19 protein-coding genes and 3 pseudogenes are annotated in these 19418 nt (G+C 42.5%); 14 read left to right on the forward strand and 8 right to left on the reverse strand.

The genetic code is table 11. The features are described from left to right. Positions 1 to 269 (reverse strand): transposase domain-containing protein (locus tag BLS03_RS24050; RefSeq protein ID WP_176765685.1); only part of this gene is annotated, 269 nt, incomplete at its 3' end. A gap of 168 nt (positions 270 to 437) precedes the next feature. After that, positions 438 to 605 (reverse strand): annotated as a pseudogene (locus BLS03_RS26055) (tyrosine-type recombinase/integrase); the annotation flags it as partial. On the opposite strand from BLS03_RS26055, the pseudogene BLS03_RS24060 reads away from it, so the two are divergent. Continuing rightward, positions 600 to 1193, forward strand: a pseudogene (locus tag BLS03_RS24060) (integrase core domain-containing protein); the annotation flags it as partial. The pseudogenes BLS03_RS26055 and BLS03_RS24060 overlap by 6 nt on opposite strands. Positions 1194 to 1366: 173 nt before the next feature. On the opposite strand, the gene BLS03_RS24065 reads toward BLS03_RS24060, so the two are convergent. From BLS03_RS24065 to BLS03_RS24090, 6 genes are all read right to left on the reverse strand, one after another. Then, positions 1367 to 1783: a hypothetical protein gene (locus BLS03_RS24065; RefSeq protein WP_093279392.1), complete on the reverse strand. Its 417-nt coding sequence runs from the start codon at positions 1781 to 1783 to the stop codon at positions 1367 to 1369. Between the two features lie 256 nt (positions 1784 to 2039). Further along, positions 2040 to 3071, reverse strand: coding sequence for a methionine synthase (locus BLS03_RS24070; protein ID WP_093279393.1), 1032 nt, complete (start codon positions 3069 to 3071; stop codon positions 2040 to 2042). A gap of 31 nt (positions 3072 to 3102) precedes the next feature. Beyond that, entirely contained in the window at positions 3103 to 4077 is a 975-nt protein-coding gene (locus BLS03_RS24075; RefSeq protein WP_093279394.1) for a DUF1852 domain-containing protein, read from the reverse strand. Between the two features lie 353 nt (positions 4078 to 4430). Then, positions 4431 to 4775: a cytosolic protein gene (locus BLS03_RS24080; RefSeq protein WP_093279395.1), complete on the reverse strand. Its 345-nt coding sequence runs from the start codon at positions 4773 to 4775 to the stop codon at positions 4431 to 4433. Between the two features lie 236 nt (positions 4776 to 5011). Then, positions 5012 to 5824, reverse strand: a complete 813-nt coding sequence (locus BLS03_RS24085; protein WP_093279396.1) for a DeoR/GlpR family DNA-binding transcription regulator — start codon at positions 5822 to 5824, stop codon at positions 5012 to 5014. Between the two features lie 222 nt (positions 5825 to 6046). Beyond that, positions 6047 to 7384 (reverse strand): aspartate aminotransferase family protein, encoded by a 1338-nt coding sequence (locus BLS03_RS24090; protein WP_093279397.1) that lies wholly within the window; start codon positions 7382 to 7384, stop codon positions 6047 to 6049. Positions 7385 to 7755: 371 nt separating this feature from the next. On the opposite strand from BLS03_RS24090, the gene BLS03_RS24095 reads away from it, so the two are divergent. From BLS03_RS24095 to BLS03_RS24155, 13 genes and pseudogenes are all read left to right on the forward strand, one after another. Next, the gene (locus BLS03_RS24095; protein WP_093279398.1) at positions 7756 to 9330 is read left to right on the forward strand and encodes an ABC transporter substrate-binding protein; all 1575 of its coding nucleotides are present in this window, start codon (positions 7756 to 7758) and stop codon (positions 9328 to 9330) included. Positions 9331 to 9382: 52 nt separating this feature from the next. Next, complete coding sequence (locus tag BLS03_RS24100) at positions 9383 to 10363, forward strand: ABC transporter permease (RefSeq protein ID WP_093279399.1); 981 nt, start codon at positions 9383 to 9385, stop codon at positions 10361 to 10363. Then, a complete protein-coding gene (locus tag BLS03_RS24105) occupies positions 10363 to 11280 on the forward strand; it encodes an ABC transporter permease (RefSeq protein ID WP_176765686.1) in 918 nt (305 codons plus the stop codon). The genes BLS03_RS24100 and BLS03_RS24105 overlap by 1 nt, the downstream gene beginning before the upstream one ends. 1 nt (position 11281) lies before the next feature. Further along, positions 11282 to 13138 carry an ABC transporter ATP-binding protein gene (locus tag BLS03_RS24110; protein ID WP_093279400.1) on the forward strand — a complete coding sequence of 619 codons (1857 nt, stop codon included), beginning with the start codon at positions 11282 to 11284 and terminating at the stop codon, positions 13136 to 13138. 81 nt (positions 13139 to 13219) lie between these two features. After that, entirely contained in the window at positions 13220 to 14587 is a 1368-nt protein-coding gene (locus BLS03_RS24115; RefSeq protein WP_176765687.1) for an amidase family protein, read from the forward strand. A gap of 14 nt (positions 14588 to 14601) precedes the next feature. Further along, complete coding sequence (locus BLS03_RS24120) at positions 14602 to 15588, forward strand: phosphotransferase family protein (protein ID WP_093279402.1); 987 nt, start codon at positions 14602 to 14604, stop codon at positions 15586 to 15588. Between the two features lie 4 nt (positions 15589 to 15592). Next, positions 15593 to 16501 carry a choline/ethanolamine kinase family protein gene (locus tag BLS03_RS24125; RefSeq protein ID WP_093279403.1) on the forward strand — a complete coding sequence of 303 codons (909 nt, stop codon included), beginning with the start codon at positions 15593 to 15595 and terminating at the stop codon, positions 16499 to 16501. Positions 16502 to 16584: 83 nt separating this feature from the next. Next, a complete protein-coding gene (gene tatA, locus BLS03_RS24130) occupies positions 16585 to 16776 on the forward strand; it encodes a twin-arginine translocase TatA/TatE family subunit (RefSeq protein WP_093279404.1) in 192 nt (63 codons plus the stop codon). A 69-nt stretch (positions 16777 to 16845) separates the two neighbouring features. Beyond that, positions 16846 to 17052 (forward strand): annotated as a pseudogene (locus BLS03_RS24135) (twin-arginine translocase subunit TatC); the annotation flags it as partial. A 58-nt stretch (positions 17053 to 17110) separates the two neighbouring features. Beyond that, positions 17111 to 18001 carry a DMT family transporter gene (locus tag BLS03_RS24140; protein ID WP_093279406.1) on the forward strand — a complete coding sequence of 297 codons (891 nt, stop codon included), beginning with the start codon at positions 17111 to 17113 and terminating at the stop codon, positions 17999 to 18001. A 515-nt stretch (positions 18002 to 18516) separates the two neighbouring features. Further along, positions 18517 to 18828 carry a cupin domain-containing protein gene (locus BLS03_RS24145; protein ID WP_093279407.1) on the forward strand — a complete coding sequence of 104 codons (312 nt, stop codon included), beginning with the start codon at positions 18517 to 18519 and terminating at the stop codon, positions 18826 to 18828. Positions 18829 to 18978: 150 nt separating this feature from the next. Further along, a complete protein-coding gene (locus tag BLS03_RS24150; RefSeq protein WP_245696800.1) occupies positions 18979 to 19173 on the forward strand; it encodes an antibiotic biosynthesis monooxygenase family protein in 195 nt (64 codons plus the stop codon). A gap of 75 nt (positions 19174 to 19248) precedes the next feature. After that, positions 19249 to 19418 (forward strand): transposase domain-containing protein (locus BLS03_RS24155; protein WP_176765537.1); only part of this gene is annotated, 170 nt, incomplete at its 3' end.

A 19418-nucleotide genomic window follows, 5' to 3' on the forward strand; every position in this document is an offset into this window, starting at 1 on the left:
AACAACTCCTCATCGGCTAACCCCTCGGCACACACATTCATTCGTCGTGCGACTTCTGCAATAGGCTCATTGCGAAAAAACGCCATTCCAACAATAAGCCAAAGAACCATATCACTAGGCAAGCGACGTCGACGTATAGTCGCTTTATCGGAAAGTGCTGCCGCTTTAGCAATCCACTCATCAGGAATATGCTCAGAGAAGGTGGTTAGCTGAGCGACATCAATCGGACTTTCTTCAAGAAAGTCGGCAAAACAATTTTGGATAGACATAAAAAATCGAAGACCTATAAACAGGTCTCCGATTGTCTCTTATCAGAAAGATCGGTCAACCGATCCTTATCTGATCTACATTGCGCCTATAGCGGCTCTTTTTTTGTCCAAAATTTGGCTAGTGGCGACAAAGTGGCGACATAGCGACAAAAATTTTGTGGCGACGGGCTATAAATTACTAAGAGGGTTACGAGTAATTGCTTCAGATAAATGATCGGGTGCGAAGTGCGCGTAGCGCATGGTCATCGAGATATCCGCATGACCAAGTACATCGCGCAGAACCCAAATGTTTCCACCGTTCATCATAAAATGACTAGCGAAACTATGGCGCAACACGATGATGAAGCTTGTGGAAAGATAGAAACTGCGCACCCAGGTTATCTCGGCTCTCAAGACACGTTCTATGTTGGTAACCTGAAAGGTGTTGGACGTATCTATCAGTAGACGTTCGTTGATACCTACAGCAAAGTCGCCTTCGCTAAGCTCTATACGACAAAAACACCAATCACAGCAGATATGATGAATGACAAGGTTCTACCGTTCTTCGAAGCTCATGGGCTGCCTATACTCCGAATCTTAACTGACCGAGGAACCGAATACTGTGGTCGAGTTGAACAGCATGACTATCAACTTTACTTAGCGATCAATGATATCGATCACACCAAAACTAAAGCCATGTCGCCACAAACAAACGGGATCTGTGAACGCTTCCATAAGACCATATTGAATGAGTTCTACCAAGTGACGTTCAGAAAGAAACTGTATGGCTCAATGGATGAGTTGCAAAAAGATCTGGACGAATGGATGGAGTACTACAACAATCATCTTACTCATCAAGGAAAAATGTGCTGTGGCAGAACGCCAATAGAAACATTAGAGAATGGGAAATCAATCTGGGCTGAAAAGAATTTAGCTCAGATATAATCTGACAGGCACCAAGTCGAAAAGTGGGTAACTGTCAGATCAGGTCTGAATTAGTACACTTAAAGTAATCCGTTAAAAGCTAATTTAGCAAAACCGATAACGCACAAATGTCCATTCTCCATTTATCCGCTAAGTTTGGAGTCGCTGTATATGGCAATCATTAATTAATAGTTTTACTCATTTCTATGTTTGACTGCTGCTTCAATACCTTGTGCAGCATGGTCCCTGTAGAAATCATTTAAGTTATTAACCATCTTTCGAATCGATTTCGCTTTGTTCGTGTTGAGCTGAACCGGTGAATCCAGGTCTTTGACCCCAATTAAGTTTGAGCAAACAGCACTTACATTCAATAGTATCTTGGCGGTTTCTGGAATATATGGATTGTCTTGTCCTGTTTGATGCTTTGCTCTGATAATGTCGAGAACGGTATTCTCAGGATAGATATATGATGATGTGAGATATTCAAATACTGTCGCTTTTCCGTCAGAAAGAGGACGGTCGTCAGGTGATACTTCTAAAGAATCTATTTTCTCACACATATCAATAGCTTGATTAAGTAATGTTCGTATTAATTCCCAATCAGTTTTCATTCTAAGCCTTTAATTATGTTCAAATTCAGGAAAGGTATCTTATCATGATTGGTATTGATAACTATTATTATTTCGATCTCAATCTTCTTATCGGACTTGTATGATGGCTTTAATACATTATTGGTTTTAGGTGTATTTAAGTGAAATTTTAACCAATCAGTTTCGAGCCCATAACTTTAATTGGCTGGTGGGGGGAGCATATACAACAAAAGGTTACCGAATAAAACCGAGTAACCTTCCTGTGTGAATACGTTTGTTATTTCGCTGAGAATTCGTTTCTCACAATCTCAGCGCCGGCTCTTAACACATCGAGCTTGGCGCGAGCGACCTCGCGAGAGAGTGGTGCCATGCCACAGTTTGTACATGGGTAGAGCTTGTCGGCATCGACATATTTCAGTGCTTCACGAAGTGTCGCGGCGACGGCTTCTGGTGTTTCAATGTCGTTTGTTGCGACGTCGATAGCACCGACCATCACTTTTTTGCCACGCACCAATTCTAGCAATTCCATTGGTACATGCGAGTTATGACACTCTAGCGAGATGATGTCGATGTTCGATTTCTGTAGTTTAGGGAACACTTCTTCGTATTGACGCCATTCACTGCCCAAGGTTTTCTTCCAATCGGTATTGGCTTTGATTCCGTAGCCATAACAAATATGCACAGCTGTTTCACACTTAAGGCCTTCTATGGCTCGTTCAAGAGCCTCAATACCCCAGTCATTCACTTCATCAAAGAAGACATTGAACGCAGGCTCATCAAACTGGATGATGTCTACGCCTGCGGCTTCAAGCTCTTTGGCTTCTTCGTTGAGAATTTTAGCGAACTCCAGTGCTAACTCTTTACGGGATTTATAGTGCGCATCGTAAAGTGTATCAACCATAGTCATAGGCCCTGGCAGCGCCCATTTAATAGGCTTGTCTGTCTGTGAGCGCAGGAATTTTGCATCTTCAACAAACACGGCTTTTTGTCGCGATACTGGCCCCACAACACTTGGCACACTAGCGTCATAGCGGTCGCGGATTTTCACTGTCTGGCGGTTTTCGAAATCAACGCCATTTAAGTGTTCAATAAAGGTCGTCACAAAGTGCTGACGAGTCTGCTCGCCATCGCTCACAATGTCTGTACCCGCGAGTAGCTGCTCCTGTAGTGCGACACGCAGCGCATCGTGTTTACCGTCAATCAGTTCTTGTCCTTCAAGTTTCCATGGAGACCAAAGTACTTCTGGTTGAGCTAGCCAATTGGGTTTAGGTAGGCTGCCTGCCGTCGATGTTGGGAATAATTTTGTCATAATGTTGGCTGTTCTTCTGTCTTGTTGAGAATTACGCGTACTGAGCAGACCATTGCTCAAGAACCGATTGATAAGGTTTGATAAAGACTTCTTCAGCAAACTTACCCTGTTCAATGGCGAGTTTCGTGCGCTCTTCGCGGTCATACACTATGTCTGTTAACGCGTGCTCATTACTGTTCAAATTCGGTTGATAACGCTCGCCAGCGACAGTGTTGGCAAAGTAGATTTCAGGACGGTAAATCTTCTGGAACGTTTCCATTGTGCTGATGGTGCTGATCAGTTCTAAATTGGTGTAGTCGTTAAGTAGATCACCACAGAAGAAGAATGCAAATGGCGCCACGCTGTTGCTGGGCATGAAATAACGCACTTGTAAGCCCATTTTCTGGAAGTATTGCTCAGTTAGTGACGATTCATTCGGCTCGTATTCAACACCTAGAATAGGGTGTGTGTTGTCGGTGCGGTTATACACTTTACTGTCTGAAACGCTCAAACAAATCACTGGAGGTTTGGCGAAGTTTTGTTGGTAAGCTTCTGATTTAATGAAAGACTTAAAGATATTTCCGTGCAACTTACCGAAATCTTCTGGTACTGAGAATTGCGATTTGCCTTTGTTGTGGTCCAGTAAATGTACGCTAAAATCGTAATCACGCACATAAGAAGAGAAGTTGTTACCCACAATGCCTTCAATACGTTGGTTCGTCTTACGATCAACAACATAGGTTTTTAACACTTCAATCGATGGAATGGCTTCGTCTGCATTTTCCATTTTGATATCAGCAGAGATGATTTCGAGCTCTACCGAGTAACGATTGCCCGCTGGGTTATCCCAAGACGCCAGTTGGTTAAAACGGCGGTCAATCATGTTTAATGTATTGCGTAAGTTCTGTTGACGGTTTTTACCGCGCGCCAAGTTAGCAAAGTTCGTTGTGATACGAGTTTTGAGTGATGGCTGATAATTTTCATCAAGACAGGTATTTTTTATTTCGAACGTAAAATTCTGAGTCATGAGGGTTATCTTCACTATTCTTTATACCCAAAGTACTTGGAGTTGCAGGTAGGCGGCAAGTGAGTGAGGCCCCATGAGCATAGATAACTCTGTGATATGGGGGAACGAACGTAGCCAACACCGCTGCAGCTTCAAGCAAGACGGGTATAGATGAAATCAAAATCATCTTTCGTTAAATCCATGACTTAGTTATAACTGGCGTGCTACAAGTTTAATAACGCTATTATTTAATATTGTTTGTGAGAAAAATTCATGATCAGAAATATTTAAATGAAAATATTGTGGTAAACAGGCGGAATGGTTTAGCCCCATTCATTGCTAGGGGGCCAATTTGCTAATTTCAACTTACTCAATCATTGGCAGTCTATTTGAGTAATAAAGGTTTGCTCATCATCCACAAAAGCCACAAAGCCGCGGTGATAGATAAACACTCGACCGCGCCCCTCAACTAGGCAGGCAAGCTGTGGGTTCAAATCTTCTTCGTTATCTTGGCTTTGAAATGTTCCGGTATCGGTGATGACGCCGCTGAGCCTAGGCAAATATCCATACGTGCGCTTGGCTTGATCAATCAGGCTCAATTCACTGGTGGTAGAAAAGCAAGAGGGGAGAGATCCAGCTTCTTCGATAAATAGCGTTTTCAGTTCTTCAAAAGCGGTAATCACCAGCCAGTCGATGCCGTTAACGTGATGGATAAACATATATTTTAAATACTTAATTTCTCGATAATTCTGATGCGGGGATTCTACCACTATCAAGGGAGAACGTCGTAAAGATTTAGATGATATAAGTGCCTACTGACTCGATTATTATTCAGTGCCCATATTTCCTACAATTGCCGTTGGCTATTTGTGTTTCACATGTTACGTAATGAACTCAAAACTGCCCCATTATTCGCCAGAGCTTTTAAACATCATTTTCATAGGCATTTATTCACTTAATTCATGAATGCTTTATGTATTTGGCAGCGAGGAAAATCCAGATCTGGGCTGTCAGTATCATTAATTACGAGATGATCAATCGATTCTGGTGAACAAATCTTTACACGACTTTGAACCCCCAGTTTTTCTGCATGAGCTAAAATAATTCGTTTAGTTGAGTGTCTCATCATTGCTCGGGCAACTTCTGCTTCTCTAAGGTGATAACTTGAGAAACCATAAACACTGTGTGCTCCAACTGGAGAGATAATTGAATAGTCAACATGGAAGCGTTCAATATCAGATAGTGTTAGTTCGCCATATGTGGCGTTAACTTCTGTATTTGGAATTCCTCCAAGCAATAAAACTTCATAATCAGGTTGAGAACTTAATATACCAGCTATTTCAATCGAATTTGTAATGACCTTAAGGCCTTTAGCTGACCCAGTTAAAGCGTGTGCGAATGCTAGAGTAGTGGTACCCGCATCAATAAAAATCGCAGAGCCATCATCAATTAAAGTGCATGCTATTTGTGCGATAGCGCGCTTTTCAGACAACTTCTCGTTTAGTCGTTGTTGAAAAGAATTTTCTGAAGGTGGGTCGTTGGGTTTGGTTATTGTTGGGTTCGGACCTTCGGCTTTTGGTTTACGGTTTGTCGCAAGAACGGCCCCCCCATGCACACGCTGAATAACGCCCTTTTGTTCTAGTTCAAGCAAATCTCTACGAATGGTTTCACGAGATACAGATAGTCCGTCAACGAGAGCGTTGGTGGTTACTTTTCCATTTTCCGAAATTCTAGAGACAATTTCGTTGTGCCTTTCATGCGTCCACATTACTTATATTGCTCCATGGCCTCAAATAAGTTTTGATTTGTGATTTTCATCCTGAAAAGTCATACAAAACCCCAAACAGATGTGTAAATTACCAATGTTTACACAATTAGTCTAATCTGTTCCTTACATTGTTTCGGGGTTTTGTATTGTCTATGTAGTGTTGTAATATGATATTTTTAAGGCAATGCTTACATTGGTCGTTATGTATCGAACAAATGTTTTTTAGCGTAGCGTCTTAATTGTTTTTTCCAGCGAGCTGACTAGCCAGTCAATATCGTGCTCTTGAAACGCTAGGGTTGGGCGTAATTTAAGGACGTTACCATGTGGACCTGCTACCGAGGTCAGAATGCCTTCATCTCTTAAAACTTCCAATGAATCAAGGGCTAATGATTTATCTGGTGTCTTATCTTCTTTATTTGTTACAAATTCAAATCCAATAAATAGACCAGCACCGCGAACATCACCCACTACTTCATATTGGTTTTCTAGATGTTTTAGTTCATTCAAGAGTTTCGCACCCACTTTTTGGCTATGCTCCTGAAGTTTTTCATCTTTAATGACTTGTAACACTGCTTGTGCTGCAGCCATTGATACGGGATTACCACCAAAGGTATTGAAGTATGGGATATGGTCGCTGAAAGCTGACAACACGTCATTTTTTGCTAATAGGCCCGAAACGGGGATACCGTTACCCATAGGTTTACCTAAAGTGACCATATCCGGAACTAAGTCATGGCGAGCAAATCCCCAGAATGCATCACCAGTCCGTCCGAAGCCAGGTTGTACTTCATCAGCAATAAATACACCGCCATTAGCATGGACAGTTTCAATGGCGGCTTGCATAAAGCCTCTTTCTCCAGGCAGTACGCCGTCTGAGGAAAAGATGGAATCGGCCAAGAACCCCGCAAATTTAATGCCATTACGTTCCATATCATCAATTTGTTCCTGAATAGCATTGGCAAACCATTTAGCCATGTTATCTGTTTTTACACGGTATGGATCGGGTGCCTGCACCAGTCTAGTTGTAGAAGCTAGTGCCTGACCTGTACCCAGAGCAGGTGATGCTCCTGAAGTGAGTTCACTTGTACCATGATAAGCTTCCTGGGTAACAATAATCCCCGTACCACCAGTGTATGCCTGTGCAACACGAATGGCTAAGTCATTGGCTTCTGAACCGGTACACATGTACATCGCTTTATTAATTTCACTTGGTACTGTTTCTAGGAGCGATTCTGAATAATCAAGAATTCGTTCATGAAGATAACGTGTATGTGTGTTGATTTGTTGCATTTGTTGGTTTACTGCTTCAATAACAGCTGGGTGGCAGTGACCAATACTAGCGACGTTATTGTAAACATCCAGGTACTTCTTTCCGCTCGCATCCCATAAATATTGTCCCTTTCCTTTTACTAGATGGACGGGGTTGCGGTAGAACAAGCGGTAAGAATTCCCGAGTACCTTTTCTCGCTTATCTGTGAGACGACTGATGTCGTCACTGAGCATTTCCCTATGTTCAGGACGAAAACTGTTTGTGTCCATGATTGTTGATAATGTCGCCATTATTCTCTCCTTTGATTACCAATGACGTATCTATACGTATCTTTGCTGTGTATCTAGTTTAGACTCAAATTTTGTGTAAACGCAACCAAAAGCAACATAAAACTTCCAAATACACTTCAATGCACCATGATAAACCCTTAAATACCCATTTTAGTGCACTTAAATACAACTCGATATATCTAGTTTTGCGTATTTATTTTTTTTATATCATTGATATAAAACAATAATTATTTATTTTTGCACTATTGGCATAATTTCTGCTTTTGTGCATTTGTGAGTACTTTGTGATGTGTGCAACTTGCTCACGTTAAGCTCAACTAAAAGGAAGACTGGTCTTTGACCACTAAACGACTACAAGGAAGGAGAAAAACATGGATAGAAGATCGTTTTTGCGTGCAGGGTTAACGACGATGGGAGTTGCAGGTATGGCAAGTATTAACCCTGGTTTTTTTATATCGTCAGCATTTGCAAGCCAACAAAAAACGATGGTGTTTTTATCTGCTGAAAATATCACAGGCAACTGGGATCCGACAGCTCATACCACATTGTCACAATCTACTATTGAAGGGTTTGTTATGGGATTCCTTATCCGTTCACCAATGCGACCGGATAATCCAGAGCAAATTGTTTATGATCTGGCGACATCATACGAAGAGATTGATTCGTACAAGATCAAGTTTAATTTACGTAAAGGCGTGAAATTCCACGATGGGCGTCCTTTTACTTCTGAAGATATTAAAGCCACGTTTAAATATGCTTCACGCCTTGATCGTCCTCGTCAAAGTTTTCCTGGTGGTCCTGATACCTTCGACGTCGAAACACCTGATGAACATACTGTTATATTTAATACCGAAAAAGGTGGTTACGGTGCAGGCCTTTTCTTATTCCTTGCGTCTTACATTCCAATTATGTCTGCAGCAGATGTTGCGCTTGGCGCGGGTGGTCCTCTAACTCAGCGTCTTAATGGTACAGGTCCGTTTACTTTCGGTGAGCAAAAAGGCAATACAACAAAATTGCTGGCAAATGCGAATTACTATGCTGGCGCACCTAAAGTACCTGGTGTGGATTATACATTTACCGGTGACGCAACCACTCGTATGCTTTCTTTGATGTCGGGAGAAGCCGATGTCATTGAGCGTCTTGAACCTGAACAGGTTGATACGCTGAGTGCAAAGGATGACATTAAGATCTCAACAGTACTGTCTGTTGAAAATAAATATCTATTCTTCCGTTGTTCTAAACCTCCTTTTAATGACTGGCGTGTTCGACGCGCGGCTTGTCACGCTATTGATCGCAGCATGATTCTTGAACTTCTGGGTGATGCGGGTAGTAAATCGAAAAACTTCGTGTCTCCAATTAAATTTGGCTACACAGATTTAGATAATTACCCAGAATATGATCCTGAAGAATGTCAGCGTTTGCTTGCTGAAGCGGGTTACCCGAAAGGAGAAGGGTTGCCGAAACTGGAATATCTTACTTCGACAGGTTTCTATCCTAAGACAAAAGAATATGGGGAACTGATTACAGCGTTGCTGCAAGAACAGGGTTTCCCTGTAGAGCTTAACGTCATGGAAGTTGCGGCTTGGAACGAGCGTTTGTACGACCGTCCTGGAGGTGGTCCTGGTCACATGGTTGACTGTGGTTGGGCTCCTGGATCTCCGGAACCTGATTTAGTATTGCGCGCGCACTTCCATTCCAGTTCAAAACGTATTTGTGGTATCGAAGACCCAGAGTTAGACGCTGCCCTTGATGAAGAGCGTGATGCTCCGTCATTGGCTGAGCGTAAGAAATCTCTCCAAACAAACTTGATGCCAATGCTGGCAGATAAAGCACCAGCACTTTCCTTATTCACCTCTGTAATGATTCATGCGATGCGTAAAGATGTAGATGGTCTTTTCTTTTATCCAGATGGGCTGATGAATGCGAAGGATACCACCATCAGCTAAATGAGAAGGATATTCGCAAGAAAGGAATCGAACAGGAATTAAAGGATAACATATGTTCATTTTTAGATTTTTATTGAGACGTTTGAGTCAGGGATTGTTAATTGTCTTAATCGTTTCGGCTGTCATCTTTACTTTACTCAGGGTTGTCCCAGGCGACCCGGTAAGGTTAATGGTAGGGGGGATGGCTCCTGAGTCGTTAGTTGAACAAATTGCAACGGAAATGGGGTTAAGAGATCCGATACCGGTCCAGTTCTACCACTATATGGAGGATGTGGTACAGGGTGATTTAGGTCAGTCATTCGTTCGCCCAGCAAATGGGGCAGCGGTTGGCGGTGCGAGCTTCGATGACAGTACCCGTGGTGAACGTGCCAAAGTATTGGATTTGATTGTCGAAGCAGTACCTAAAACACTTCAGTTAGCTGTGTTAGCAATGGTGTTTGGGCTTTTGATCGCTGTGCCTATTGGTATTGGCGCAGGAACTAACCCTGGTAGGTGGCCTGATAAACTTGCTCTTTATACCAGCTCTATGTTTGTCAGCCTGCCTAATTTCTGGGTCGGGATCGTGCTTGCATTGATTATATCTGTGAACCTTAAGCTATTGCCGGCAGTGGGCTATAAAGGGTTTGAATACACAATATTACCAGCATTCGTGCTCGCTATTGAGTTAGCGCCCTTTATTATTCGCTCGTTGTCCGTATCGGTTGCTGGCGTAATGTCAGAGAATTTTATCGATATTGCTCGTGTTCGAGGCCTTTCTACGAAACAAATTATCTTTAAGCATGCGGTAAAAAATGCATCAGTTCCTGTATTGAACATGCTAGGGGTTCAATTCTCAATGTTGCTAGGCGGTGTGTTGGTTGTGGAGTTCATTTTTAATTTTCCAGGCATCGGTCTGTTAACGATTAACGCAGTAATGCAAAGGGATTTCCCGTTAATTCAGGGGATCGCCATCGTTACCGCAGCTGCATTCGTGTTAATTAACATTGCAGTAGACCTCATTTCTAACGCAATTGATCCAAGGTTGGACTACTAATGGCTGAATTAAACGTAATAAATAACGAGATGATGACTTCTACGAAATCACCACGTTCCATTGTATCGCGAATCTGGCATACCGCATTTCAGTCAACTGAATTCAAAGTTGGGTTTATTGTCTTTGTTGTACTGGTTCTGGCTGCAATTTTTTACCCAATGTTGAGTGGTATTGATCCGATAAAAATGTCGATCAGAGAAAAAATGCTACCTCCTTTATTTATGGGGGAAGGCTGGAGCTGGGCTCATCCGCTTGGTACGGATCAACTTGGGCGAGATATGCTTTCCCGCTCTTTGGTTGGCTTAAGGTATTCGCTGTTTATCGGGGTACTCACAACGGTGCTAATGCTCGCTGTTGGTGCAATGATCGGGCTTGTCGCAGGATATTACTCGAAGCGAATTGATACGGTCCTTATGAGAATTACCGATGCTCAATTGGCATTACCAATGATCATCTTGGCGATTACGATTTTGGGAGTATCACGTCCTACGATTCCATCAATCATTTTGGTGCTTGGATTAGCTGGATGGCCAATTTATGCACGTGTTATGCGTTCTACCATTATGTCCGAGCGTAAGAAAGAATATGTGCGTGGCGCGATGGTTATGGGCGCAACAGACTTTCGAATCATGTTCATGTTGCTTCTTCCAATTGTATTACCACCTATGGCATTCGTAGCAGTATTAGATATTGCACGCATGATGATATTTGAAAGTGTATTGGGATTCATTGGACTAGGTGTCCAACCACCAACGCCGACATTTGGCAATATTATTGCAGATGGAAGGAAATATCTGTTGAACGCTTGGTGGATAGCAACAATGCCGGGTGTGTTCTTATTCGTCACCTTGACCAGCATTAATTTGATGGGCGCAGCATTAGAGCGTGCAAGAAACAGTGTTTATGGAGGCGCTTAAGATGAATAATCCACTATTAAAAGTAAATGGTTTAACCGTTGTTAGTGATAACAACAACGGACATAAATCAATTTTAGAAGATGTCTCATTTGAGCTTCACTCTGGAGAAATTCTTTCTGTTATCGGTGAAAGCGGAGCAGGTAAAACTGTCCTAGCTAAGACCATAGTTAACTGGTTGCCTTCTACATTATCTGTTTCGTCTGGTGAGATTTTATTCAGGGGGAATAATCTCCTTGATGACCCAAAAGGGGCATCGAAGTTAGCTGGTCGAGATATCGCTTATGTTGGGGGCAACCCAGCAGGTGCATTAGATCCAACGATGACTGTAGGTGCTCAGTTAGTTGAAAAACTCAATGCTGTTATTCCAAATATTTCGGCTATTGACGCAAAACGCCGTGCAATAGAACTACTGGAAGCGGTTAGGATTCCTGCAGCTAGCCGTCGATTCGATGAATACCCAATGCAGTATTCTGGCGGGATGATGCAGCGGGTAATGATTGTGGATGCTTTGCTGTCTGAACCTGCGCTTTTAGTTGCTGATAATATTACTCAGCCCCTAGATGTGACTGTAGCTGCACAAATTTTAAAACTCATGCGTGATTTGAATGACAAATTCAATACTGCGATTTTGTTTATCTGTTCATCACTGCCTGTAGCCTGTGATGCATCAGATAATGTTTTAGTTTTGAACCGTGGCCGAGTTGTCGAGCTGCAGACTCCAGAAAAGTTGATATCAGAGCCCAGCCATTATTACACACAGGCATTGATAAAAGAGTTACCTAAGTTGTGGGATGATTCTATTAAAGTGAAAACCCAATCAGATAGTAACAAGCCAATTATGTCTGTTCGCGGAGTGGGTAAATCCTATACGGTACAAAACCGTAATGGATCCAAATCTGTTGTCCAGGCGGTCCGAAATGTTGATTTTGATGTATATCAAGGAGATAACTTTGGCCTAGTGGGTGAATCGGGTTGCGGTAAGTCTTCTTTGATGCGTCTGCTGACTGGTTTGGAAAAGCCTGACCAGGGTGAAATTCAATTTGAAGGTGAGAGCATCACTTTTGGTTGCTCTACAAAACGTATTCGTGAACTTCGCCGCTCATTTCAGTTGGTGCTTCAGGATCCATATGGTTCATTACCTCCGCAAACATCCATTGGTGATATTCTCGAAGAGCCGCTTATTATTCATAAGCTTGGCAACAAACAAGAGCGTCGAGAAAAAGCTCTGTCTGTGATGCGAGAAGTTGGCCTGCCTGAACATCTCTATTATGAGCTACCTAATGGTTTGAGTGCCGGGCAACGTCAGCGTCTGAATGTTGGTCGTGCCATGATTCTTGAACCGAAGCTACTAATTATGGACGAAACCTTGTCTGCACTGGATCAGACGGAGCAAGGTAAATTACTTGAACTGTTTGAAAAACTGCAGAAAAAGCATGGTTTTACTTATATCTACATTTCTCATGATCTGGCGATGGTGCGACGTGTTTGTTCACGTATAGCGGTTATGTATCTGGGAGAAACGGTAGAAGTTGCACCCAATGAAAGGCTTTTCTTCGACCCCTGTCATCCTTATACCCGTGCATTGCTTTCTGCTGCACCAACTCTTGAAACCCGTCGTTATGATCCAAAAGAGTGTCTACTGGAAGGTGAGCCGCCTAACCCAATCGACTTACCTGCTGGTTGTGCATTCCGAAGCCGTTGTCCACATGCGTTTGAGCGTTGTGAAAAAGAAAACCCAACGTTAACAAGTAGAGATAACAAAGCGTTAGCAGCTTGTTTTCTAAACGATAAAAAAGTGAAAACTAACCAAATACCGATTCATATTCACAAGGAAGAAAAGCTCGTAACGGCAGGTTAATACCTGATACCCAATTTTAGTGAATATATAAAAAAGTATCACGCGGGTTAACCGTGAATGTACAGAATTAAGGACAAAATTATGTGGAAATTATCAGCAACAGAACTTCTTGAAGGTTACCGTAGTGGCGAGTTTTCTCCTGTTGACGTCATGAAGTCAACATTAGAGCGTTGTGAGCAACTGAACGGTACGCTTAATGCGCTATATGACATTCAAAAAGAAAGAGCGTTGGCAGAAGCCGTGGAATCGGAAGCTCGCTGGAAAGCAGGTAAGCCAAAAGGACCATTAGACGGTATACCGGCAGTCATTAAAGACAGTATTGATGTTGCTGGCATGCGTATGTTTCGTGGAATGAAAGCTAAATATGACATAGAACCATCAACAGAGGATTCGCCACCGGCAGCACGCATGATTGAAGCCGGTGCTATCGTATTTGCTAAAACAACCATGCCTGATATGGGCTTTCTTGGTGCGGGGGTCAGTTCATATCACGGTGTTACACGCAACCCATGGGATACGAATTTAAACACAGGTGGTTCTTCTGCTGGTGCAGGGGCAGCAATCGCGTCGGGAATGGCCGCTCTGGCAATTGGTAGTGATGTTGGTGGCTCAGTGCGTCTGCCAGCGAGTCATTGCGGTATTGTTGGACTGAAGCCAACTGCAGGTGTTGTTCCTCATCTGCCATACAGTCGCGATCGTGTTGTCGGCCCACTGACTCGGACTGTAGAAGACTGCATTCTTCTTATGTCTGTTATTGATGCTCCAGATGAGAGAGCTTTTGAAAAAGGCGCATCGATTCCTGCAACGCTTCAAAAATTGGATTTGAGTGGCAAAAAAGTTGGCGTACTGATGGATATTGGCTGTGGTCAGGCTGCGGTGCCAGAAGTTGAAGCTTTGGTTCGTCAGGCTGCGGCGACCTTTGCCGAGTTAGGGGCGATAGTTTCTGACATTCCGGCTCCATTGGATTTTGATTTCCTTGATGACTTAAAACTTTACTTCTCAGTAAAAGCTGGGATGGAAAGAGCGTCACTTCCTAAAGAGCGTCAACGAGACGTATTAGATGTGGTTAATACACTATGTGATGCGGTGGAAGGAGCTCCGGCTACGGAATATATCATGGCGGCCAGCCGCTTTGATAAGGCACAGCGAATTGTCGCTAAAGTGATCGACCAATATGATTTTGTTCTTGCTCCGACTCTTCCTGTTGCGAATTATGCCGCTGATGCCGTAGGGGTTGATGCAGAACGCCCCCATGATCATGTTGTGTTTACTGCTCTAATTAATCAGTCAGGCCAACCTGCAGCTGTTATGCCATGTGGATTTGTGGGTACTTCACCAGTTGGTGTGCAAATAATGTCTTCATTCGGAAATGATGAAGCTATCCTCCAGGCTTGTTTAAGCTTTGCTGATGCAAGGTCTTACAAATATGAGTTTCCGGAAGTGAAGTAAAACAGGGAGAGGTAATGATGATGACAGTGAGTCAAGTTAAGGAAGACATGTTGAATACCTCCGTTCGTCAAATGATCGTTATTGCTTGTTTCGGCAGCGAGCAGGACCGTAGCCAACCGAGTGACGCTTTCCCTGCCATTGCAATGCCTGGTCATTCTGGTCTGGATGGATTAATTCGTCCAGTCGTTATTGGCTCTGAGCAGAGTCTGGCAAAAACGTATCATCACGATGCATTGACACCTTATACTTTTGAAAATGCAGCGGGCTCTTATTCGAAAGCAGGAAAACTGGGAATTGGTCCCAAATTGATTGTCAGTGATTCGGCAACCGAGAGTCTATTTATGGAATATCTGCGAGATGGCTGGCGAGCTTCAGTCGTCACTGACTTTAAAGATAGTGCCATGTTAGAGAAGTTAGTTGCTGTGAAGAAAACGTGGCATCAAAAAGGTAGTTCATCTTTGGATCTTTCTGCGTTTGATGTTTTTGACCGATATAAAATGGTGTGGGACTCTTTGAGCAGTCCGCTGCCATTACCAGCGAATACGGACATTTCGATAGATGTACTTACGCATTTAGTCGGCGATATTAGAAAGTCGGTGACTGCTTCAGGTTCTGATTTAGCTATCCTTCATGGCGAAAATACCATGTCTAATGTGCTTATCTCTGAAGATAAAAAATTAAAATTGGTAGATTTTGATCGTACAACTATTTCCGATCCCATGTGGGATTTAGCAGCGATGTCTCTCGAAGTGTGTACTGATGACAGCGACCGGAATCAGCTACTTGAAATGTATTACGGTCAAACCTCTGCTTCTCTGTTGGCTCGTTTAAAACTCTATAGCATCGTTGATGATGCAGTATGGGCTATGTGGGCATTATTGGGAGAAACTAATACTTATCGTAAGGGGACAGAGCTGTATAAATATGCGGCGAACCGCCTAGTTCGTATCCGCCACCACCTTACTCAATTTGAACTATCTAAGCTGAACAAGGAGCTGTGACGCTATGATGAATGATATTCAAACTGTTATTCATGATATACCTAATTTTGCTGGACGCGACCTGATGGTTAAACGCATTAATGGTGGTATAACCAATGTAAACTGGTGTGTAAGCGACACCAACAGTGGTGAAAAGTTTTTCGTCAAGCTTCATGGTGAAGGGACTGAAAACTACATTAACCGCTCGACGGCGTTAAAAGCGGCGACTATTGCGGCAGGTAAAGGGATCGGCCCGGGGGTTCTTTTCTATGACCAGAAATTGGGTGTAGAGGTTCATGAATTTCTCGATACATACCGAAGCTGCGACATTCTGGATGTACAAGAACCAAATATTCGCAGCAATATTATGTTGGCGTATTATTCGTTGCATCAGGACCTGATTCTTGAAGAAACGAATACTGGTTTTCAACAATTGGAAACTCTGGTTAATCAAGCAAGAAAGGTATGTCCTGAACTCCCCCGAGATATTGAACTACTGCTTTTACAATGCCGTAAAGCTCAAGCCGCTATAGAAGCTTCCGGAATGGATTTACGTGGCTGTTATAACGATTCGTACATAACGAATTACATGCGTAATGACGATGGTGCAATTAAGATCATCGATTGGGAATATGCTGCAAACAACGATCCATATTGGGATGTCGGCATGTTTTGTATCGAAAGCTTCTTTGATGATTTGTCAAATATTGAAGGCATTATTGAAATGTATAACGGTAAGGTGAGTCCTGATCTCATTGCCCGTACCTATTTATATATTGGTGTTGCACTGGTGCGTTGGGGGTTATGGGCGCTCAGTCAACAGTACGTTACTTCTATGTCTTTCGATTACGGCAAATATTCTCAGATTCTCTTGCTTCGAGCCCGTAAACAGATCTTAAGTAAAAACTGGGAGTGGGCGCTAATTCAGGTGTAATTCGTTCCCCCCCCTTTATTTAATCGCTAAAAGGGGGGGGGGATATGAGCCCATAACCCAATGCAATTAAAAAGGAATTTATTATGTTAAGTGGAATCAGTATGTGGCAATTAGTCATCGTAGCTGCAATTGTTGCAATGCTTTTTGGGACTAAGAAATTACGCAACGTGGGTGGCGATTTAGGATCCGCGATTAAGGGCTTTAAAAGTGCGATGAAAGAAGAATCTGATGGCTCAGTGACATCAACAGCCAAAGCGCTGGATACAAAAGAGTAGGCCTCTCTATGTTTGATACAGGGTTTAGCGAGCTTGCACTTAATAGGTGCCAAGGCATAGTAGTGATGAACAGGAGTAACGAATCCCAAAACGTTGTCTTCTAAACGAGCTTATGTCGTCGTCGTTGTATTTGTTGTCGGATTGCTACTTACACCTGCGGATATCATCTCTCAAACGTTATACCTTTTGTTTGAGATAGGAGTATTTTGTTCACGATTTTATGTTGGCAGAGACGGAACGGTTTATTTGGCTGAAGGTCAGCATTCATTTTCTTAAGTATTTATTATTTTGATTGGCAAATATGAGGCTGATATTTGCCTGATAAGAGGTTGTCATGACGTTTCGTCATTTTCTAGTTGTGTTACTCGTAATTATCATATGGGCTTTTAATGTCATTGCTATAAAAATTGGTGTAACAGAACTTCCCCCGTTATTTATGACAATGCTACGATTTACAGTTGTCGCAGTATTGGTTGTTCCTTTTACGCGAGTGAATAAAGAGCAATTTAAATCGGTTGCTATTCAGGCTTTCACTTTTGGGTTCCTTCATTTTTCATTATTGTTCGTAGGTACACAATATACTGACGCTGGTACTGCGGCAGTATTGGTTCAATTGGGAACGCCTTTTGCCATGATTCTGGCGGTAATTTTCTTACAAGAAAAACTACGTATGATCCAGATCTTAGGGATATCATTGTCATTTTTGGGCGTATTCTGTCTTTCCGGTAGCCCATCTTCCAGTTCGCGAATGGCGTTAGTACTTTTGATCATTAGTGCGTTTGGTTGGGCGATTACTAATATTATTGTTAAGCGCTCTCCTAAAATTCATCCATTAACGATGGCGGGATGGATGTCGTTTCTTGCCATACCTATCGTTGGCTTATCGACTTTTTTGGTTGAACATGACCAGGTAACATCGCTGATGCATACTTCGTGGAAAGGGTGGTTTGCCGTTCTTTATAGCGCGATAGCGTCTTCAATTTTGGCTTATTCACTGTGGTATTGGTTATTGAAAATTTATCCAGTGAACAAGGTCGTACCGTATTCACTTCTTAACCCAGTGGTTGCCATATTCTTAGGCTATTGGTTATTGGGCGACAGCTTAAATGTATACAAAATGATTGGTGCCGCTTTAATTATTGGAGGGACCTTTATTGCCCAAGTTAATTTGCCGAGCATACTCCAAAAGCGCAGAAATAGACTTGCGTTGAAATCTGAACTTTGATGGTGTCAGAGGGTAAGATCGGTAGATAAAATTAGTTACTACCGATCTTGTTAGATTTGTTACTTTTGAAAGGCTTCTTGAACTTCTTTTGGTTTTAGCTTTGTACTTTGTATTGGCGAATAAATTCATCGCTTTATGATGTCATTGTGACAAACGTATCAAAAGAAGGTTTTCTGCTTTTTTAACGCTTCTTTTAAAGTTGTATTGACCGACCTGTCTACTTCAATAACTTAGAATAACTCAGGACCTGCGTCATTTTACTATCCAGCTAATAAGAAGATTTCTTTATAGAAGATGAAAAAGGCGTTCCTTTCTGGATTTATTCTATTTATACAATGTCTTTGGGGTTCATGACCCTAAGCATGCTCTGGCTCATGTTTACAAAAATGTGGTTTGTGGACAGAATGGTTGGGTTTACCAAGACATGAAAGAGAATAATCCAGTTTATCAATCGTGGTTGAAATCATAGCTAGCAGGATGGTGGCTGTGCACGAATTTAGTCATTAGGAAATGGAATGGAAATTATCAGAAGCCGAGAATTTACCGCAAACAAAGCTTGGGGTGCCAAGGATATCGCTAACATGAATGGTGTCACCACTCGTCTGCATTGGACGGATAAACCCTACATCTGGCATGTAAATGATGGTGAGGAAGTGTTTGCTGTTCTACACGGTGTGGTCAACATGTTTTACAAGCAAAATGGCGAAGTAAACTCAATAATTTTAAATGCTGGGGATATTTTCTTTGCGTCCGTGGGTACCGAACATGTGGCTCATCCTCAAGGGGAAGCCAGAATATTAGTTATCGAGCGTGAAGGCAGTATTTAGCCGATGCATTGCGCGTTAGCCGGATGGTAAGAATTTGAATTCATTAAGTTAAGGATAACGAATGTCATTGATAGCAAAAACACCGAAGCGCCTTATTACGCCGTTATCTTCACTTCTCTAAGAACTGATGGTGATAATGGATACGGAGAAATGGCGGAAAAAATGGAGGCTCTCGCTTCCCAGCAGTCGGGGTTTCTTGGCGTTGAATCGGCGCGAGAAGATGTTGGTATAACGGTGTCATATTGGAGCGATATTGATTCAATAAAGAAATGGAGAGCGAATCTTGAACACCAAGAAGCTCAGCGTTTAGGCCATGAAAAAGGCTACCCATTGAGGTCAATGTAGATCAGATAAGGAGCGGTTGACCGATCTTTCTGATAAGAGACAATCGGAGACCTGTTTATAGGTCTTCGATTTTTTATGTCTATCCAAAATTGTTTTGCCGACTTTCTTGAAGAAAGTCCGATTGATGTCGCTCAGCTAACCACCTTCTCTGAGCATATTCCTGATGAGTGGATTGCTAAAGCGGCAGCACTTTCCGATAAAGCGACTATACGTCGACGTCGCTTGCCTAGTGATATGGTTCTTTG

This window comes from Vibrio xiamenensis (assembly GCF_900100015.1).
Lineage (GTDB): Bacteria > Pseudomonadota > Gammaproteobacteria > Enterobacterales > Vibrionaceae > Vibrio > Vibrio xiamenensis.

Excerpts from the sequence above, each read along its gene's own strand:
- BLS03_RS24080 (WP_093279395.1), bottom strand. The coding sequence starts at position 4,775 with ATGTTTATCCATCACGTTAACGGCATCGACTGGCTGGTGATTACCGCT.
- BLS03_RS24090 (WP_093279397.1), bottom strand. The coding sequence starts at position 7,384 with ATGGCGACATTATCAACAATCATGGACACAAACAGTTTTCGTCCTGAA.
- tatA (WP_093279404.1), top strand. The coding sequence starts at position 16,585 with ATGTTAAGTGGAATCAGTATGTGGCAATTAGTCATCGTAGCTGCAATT.
- BLS03_RS24105 (WP_176765686.1), top strand. The coding sequence starts at position 10,363 with ATGGCTGAATTAAACGTAATAAATAACGAGATGATGACTTCTACGAAA.
- BLS03_RS24145 (WP_093279407.1), top strand. The coding sequence starts at position 18,517 with ATGGAAATTATCAGAAGCCGAGAATTTACCGCAAACAAAGCTTGGGGT.
- BLS03_RS24115 (WP_176765687.1), top strand. The coding sequence starts at position 13,220 with ATGTGGAAATTATCAGCAACAGAACTTCTTGAAGGTTACCGTAGTGGC.
- BLS03_RS24100 (WP_093279399.1), top strand. The coding sequence starts at position 9,383 with ATGTTCATTTTTAGATTTTTATTGAGACGTTTGAGTCAGGGATTGTTA.
- BLS03_RS24120 (WP_093279402.1), top strand. The coding sequence starts at position 14,602 with ATGATGATGACAGTGAGTCAAGTTAAGGAAGACATGTTGAATACCTCC.
- BLS03_RS24150 (WP_245696800.1), top strand. The coding sequence starts at position 18,979 with ATGGCGGAAAAAATGGAGGCTCTCGCTTCCCAGCAGTCGGGGTTTCTT.
- BLS03_RS24070 (WP_093279393.1), bottom strand. The coding sequence starts at position 3,071 with ATGACAAAATTATTCCCAACATCGACGGCAGGCAGCCTACCTAAACCC.
- BLS03_RS24140 (WP_093279406.1), top strand. The coding sequence starts at position 17,111 with ATGACGTTTCGTCATTTTCTAGTTGTGTTACTCGTAATTATCATATGG.
- BLS03_RS24065 (WP_093279392.1), bottom strand. The coding sequence starts at position 1,783 with ATGAAAACTGATTGGGAATTAATACGAACATTACTTAATCAAGCTATT.
- BLS03_RS24085 (WP_093279396.1), bottom strand. The coding sequence starts at position 5,824 with ATGTGGACGCATGAAAGGCACAACGAAATTGTCTCTAGAATTTCGGAA.
- BLS03_RS24075 (WP_093279394.1), bottom strand. The coding sequence starts at position 4,077 with ATGACTCAGAATTTTACGTTCGAAATAAAAAATACCTGTCTTGATGAA.
- BLS03_RS24125 (WP_093279403.1), top strand. The coding sequence starts at position 15,593 with ATGATGAATGATATTCAAACTGTTATTCATGATATACCTAATTTTGCT.
- BLS03_RS24095 (WP_093279398.1), top strand. The coding sequence starts at position 7,756 with ATGGATAGAAGATCGTTTTTGCGTGCAGGGTTAACGACGATGGGAGTT.
- BLS03_RS24110 (WP_093279400.1), top strand. The coding sequence starts at position 11,282 with ATGAATAATCCACTATTAAAAGTAAATGGTTTAACCGTTGTTAGTGAT.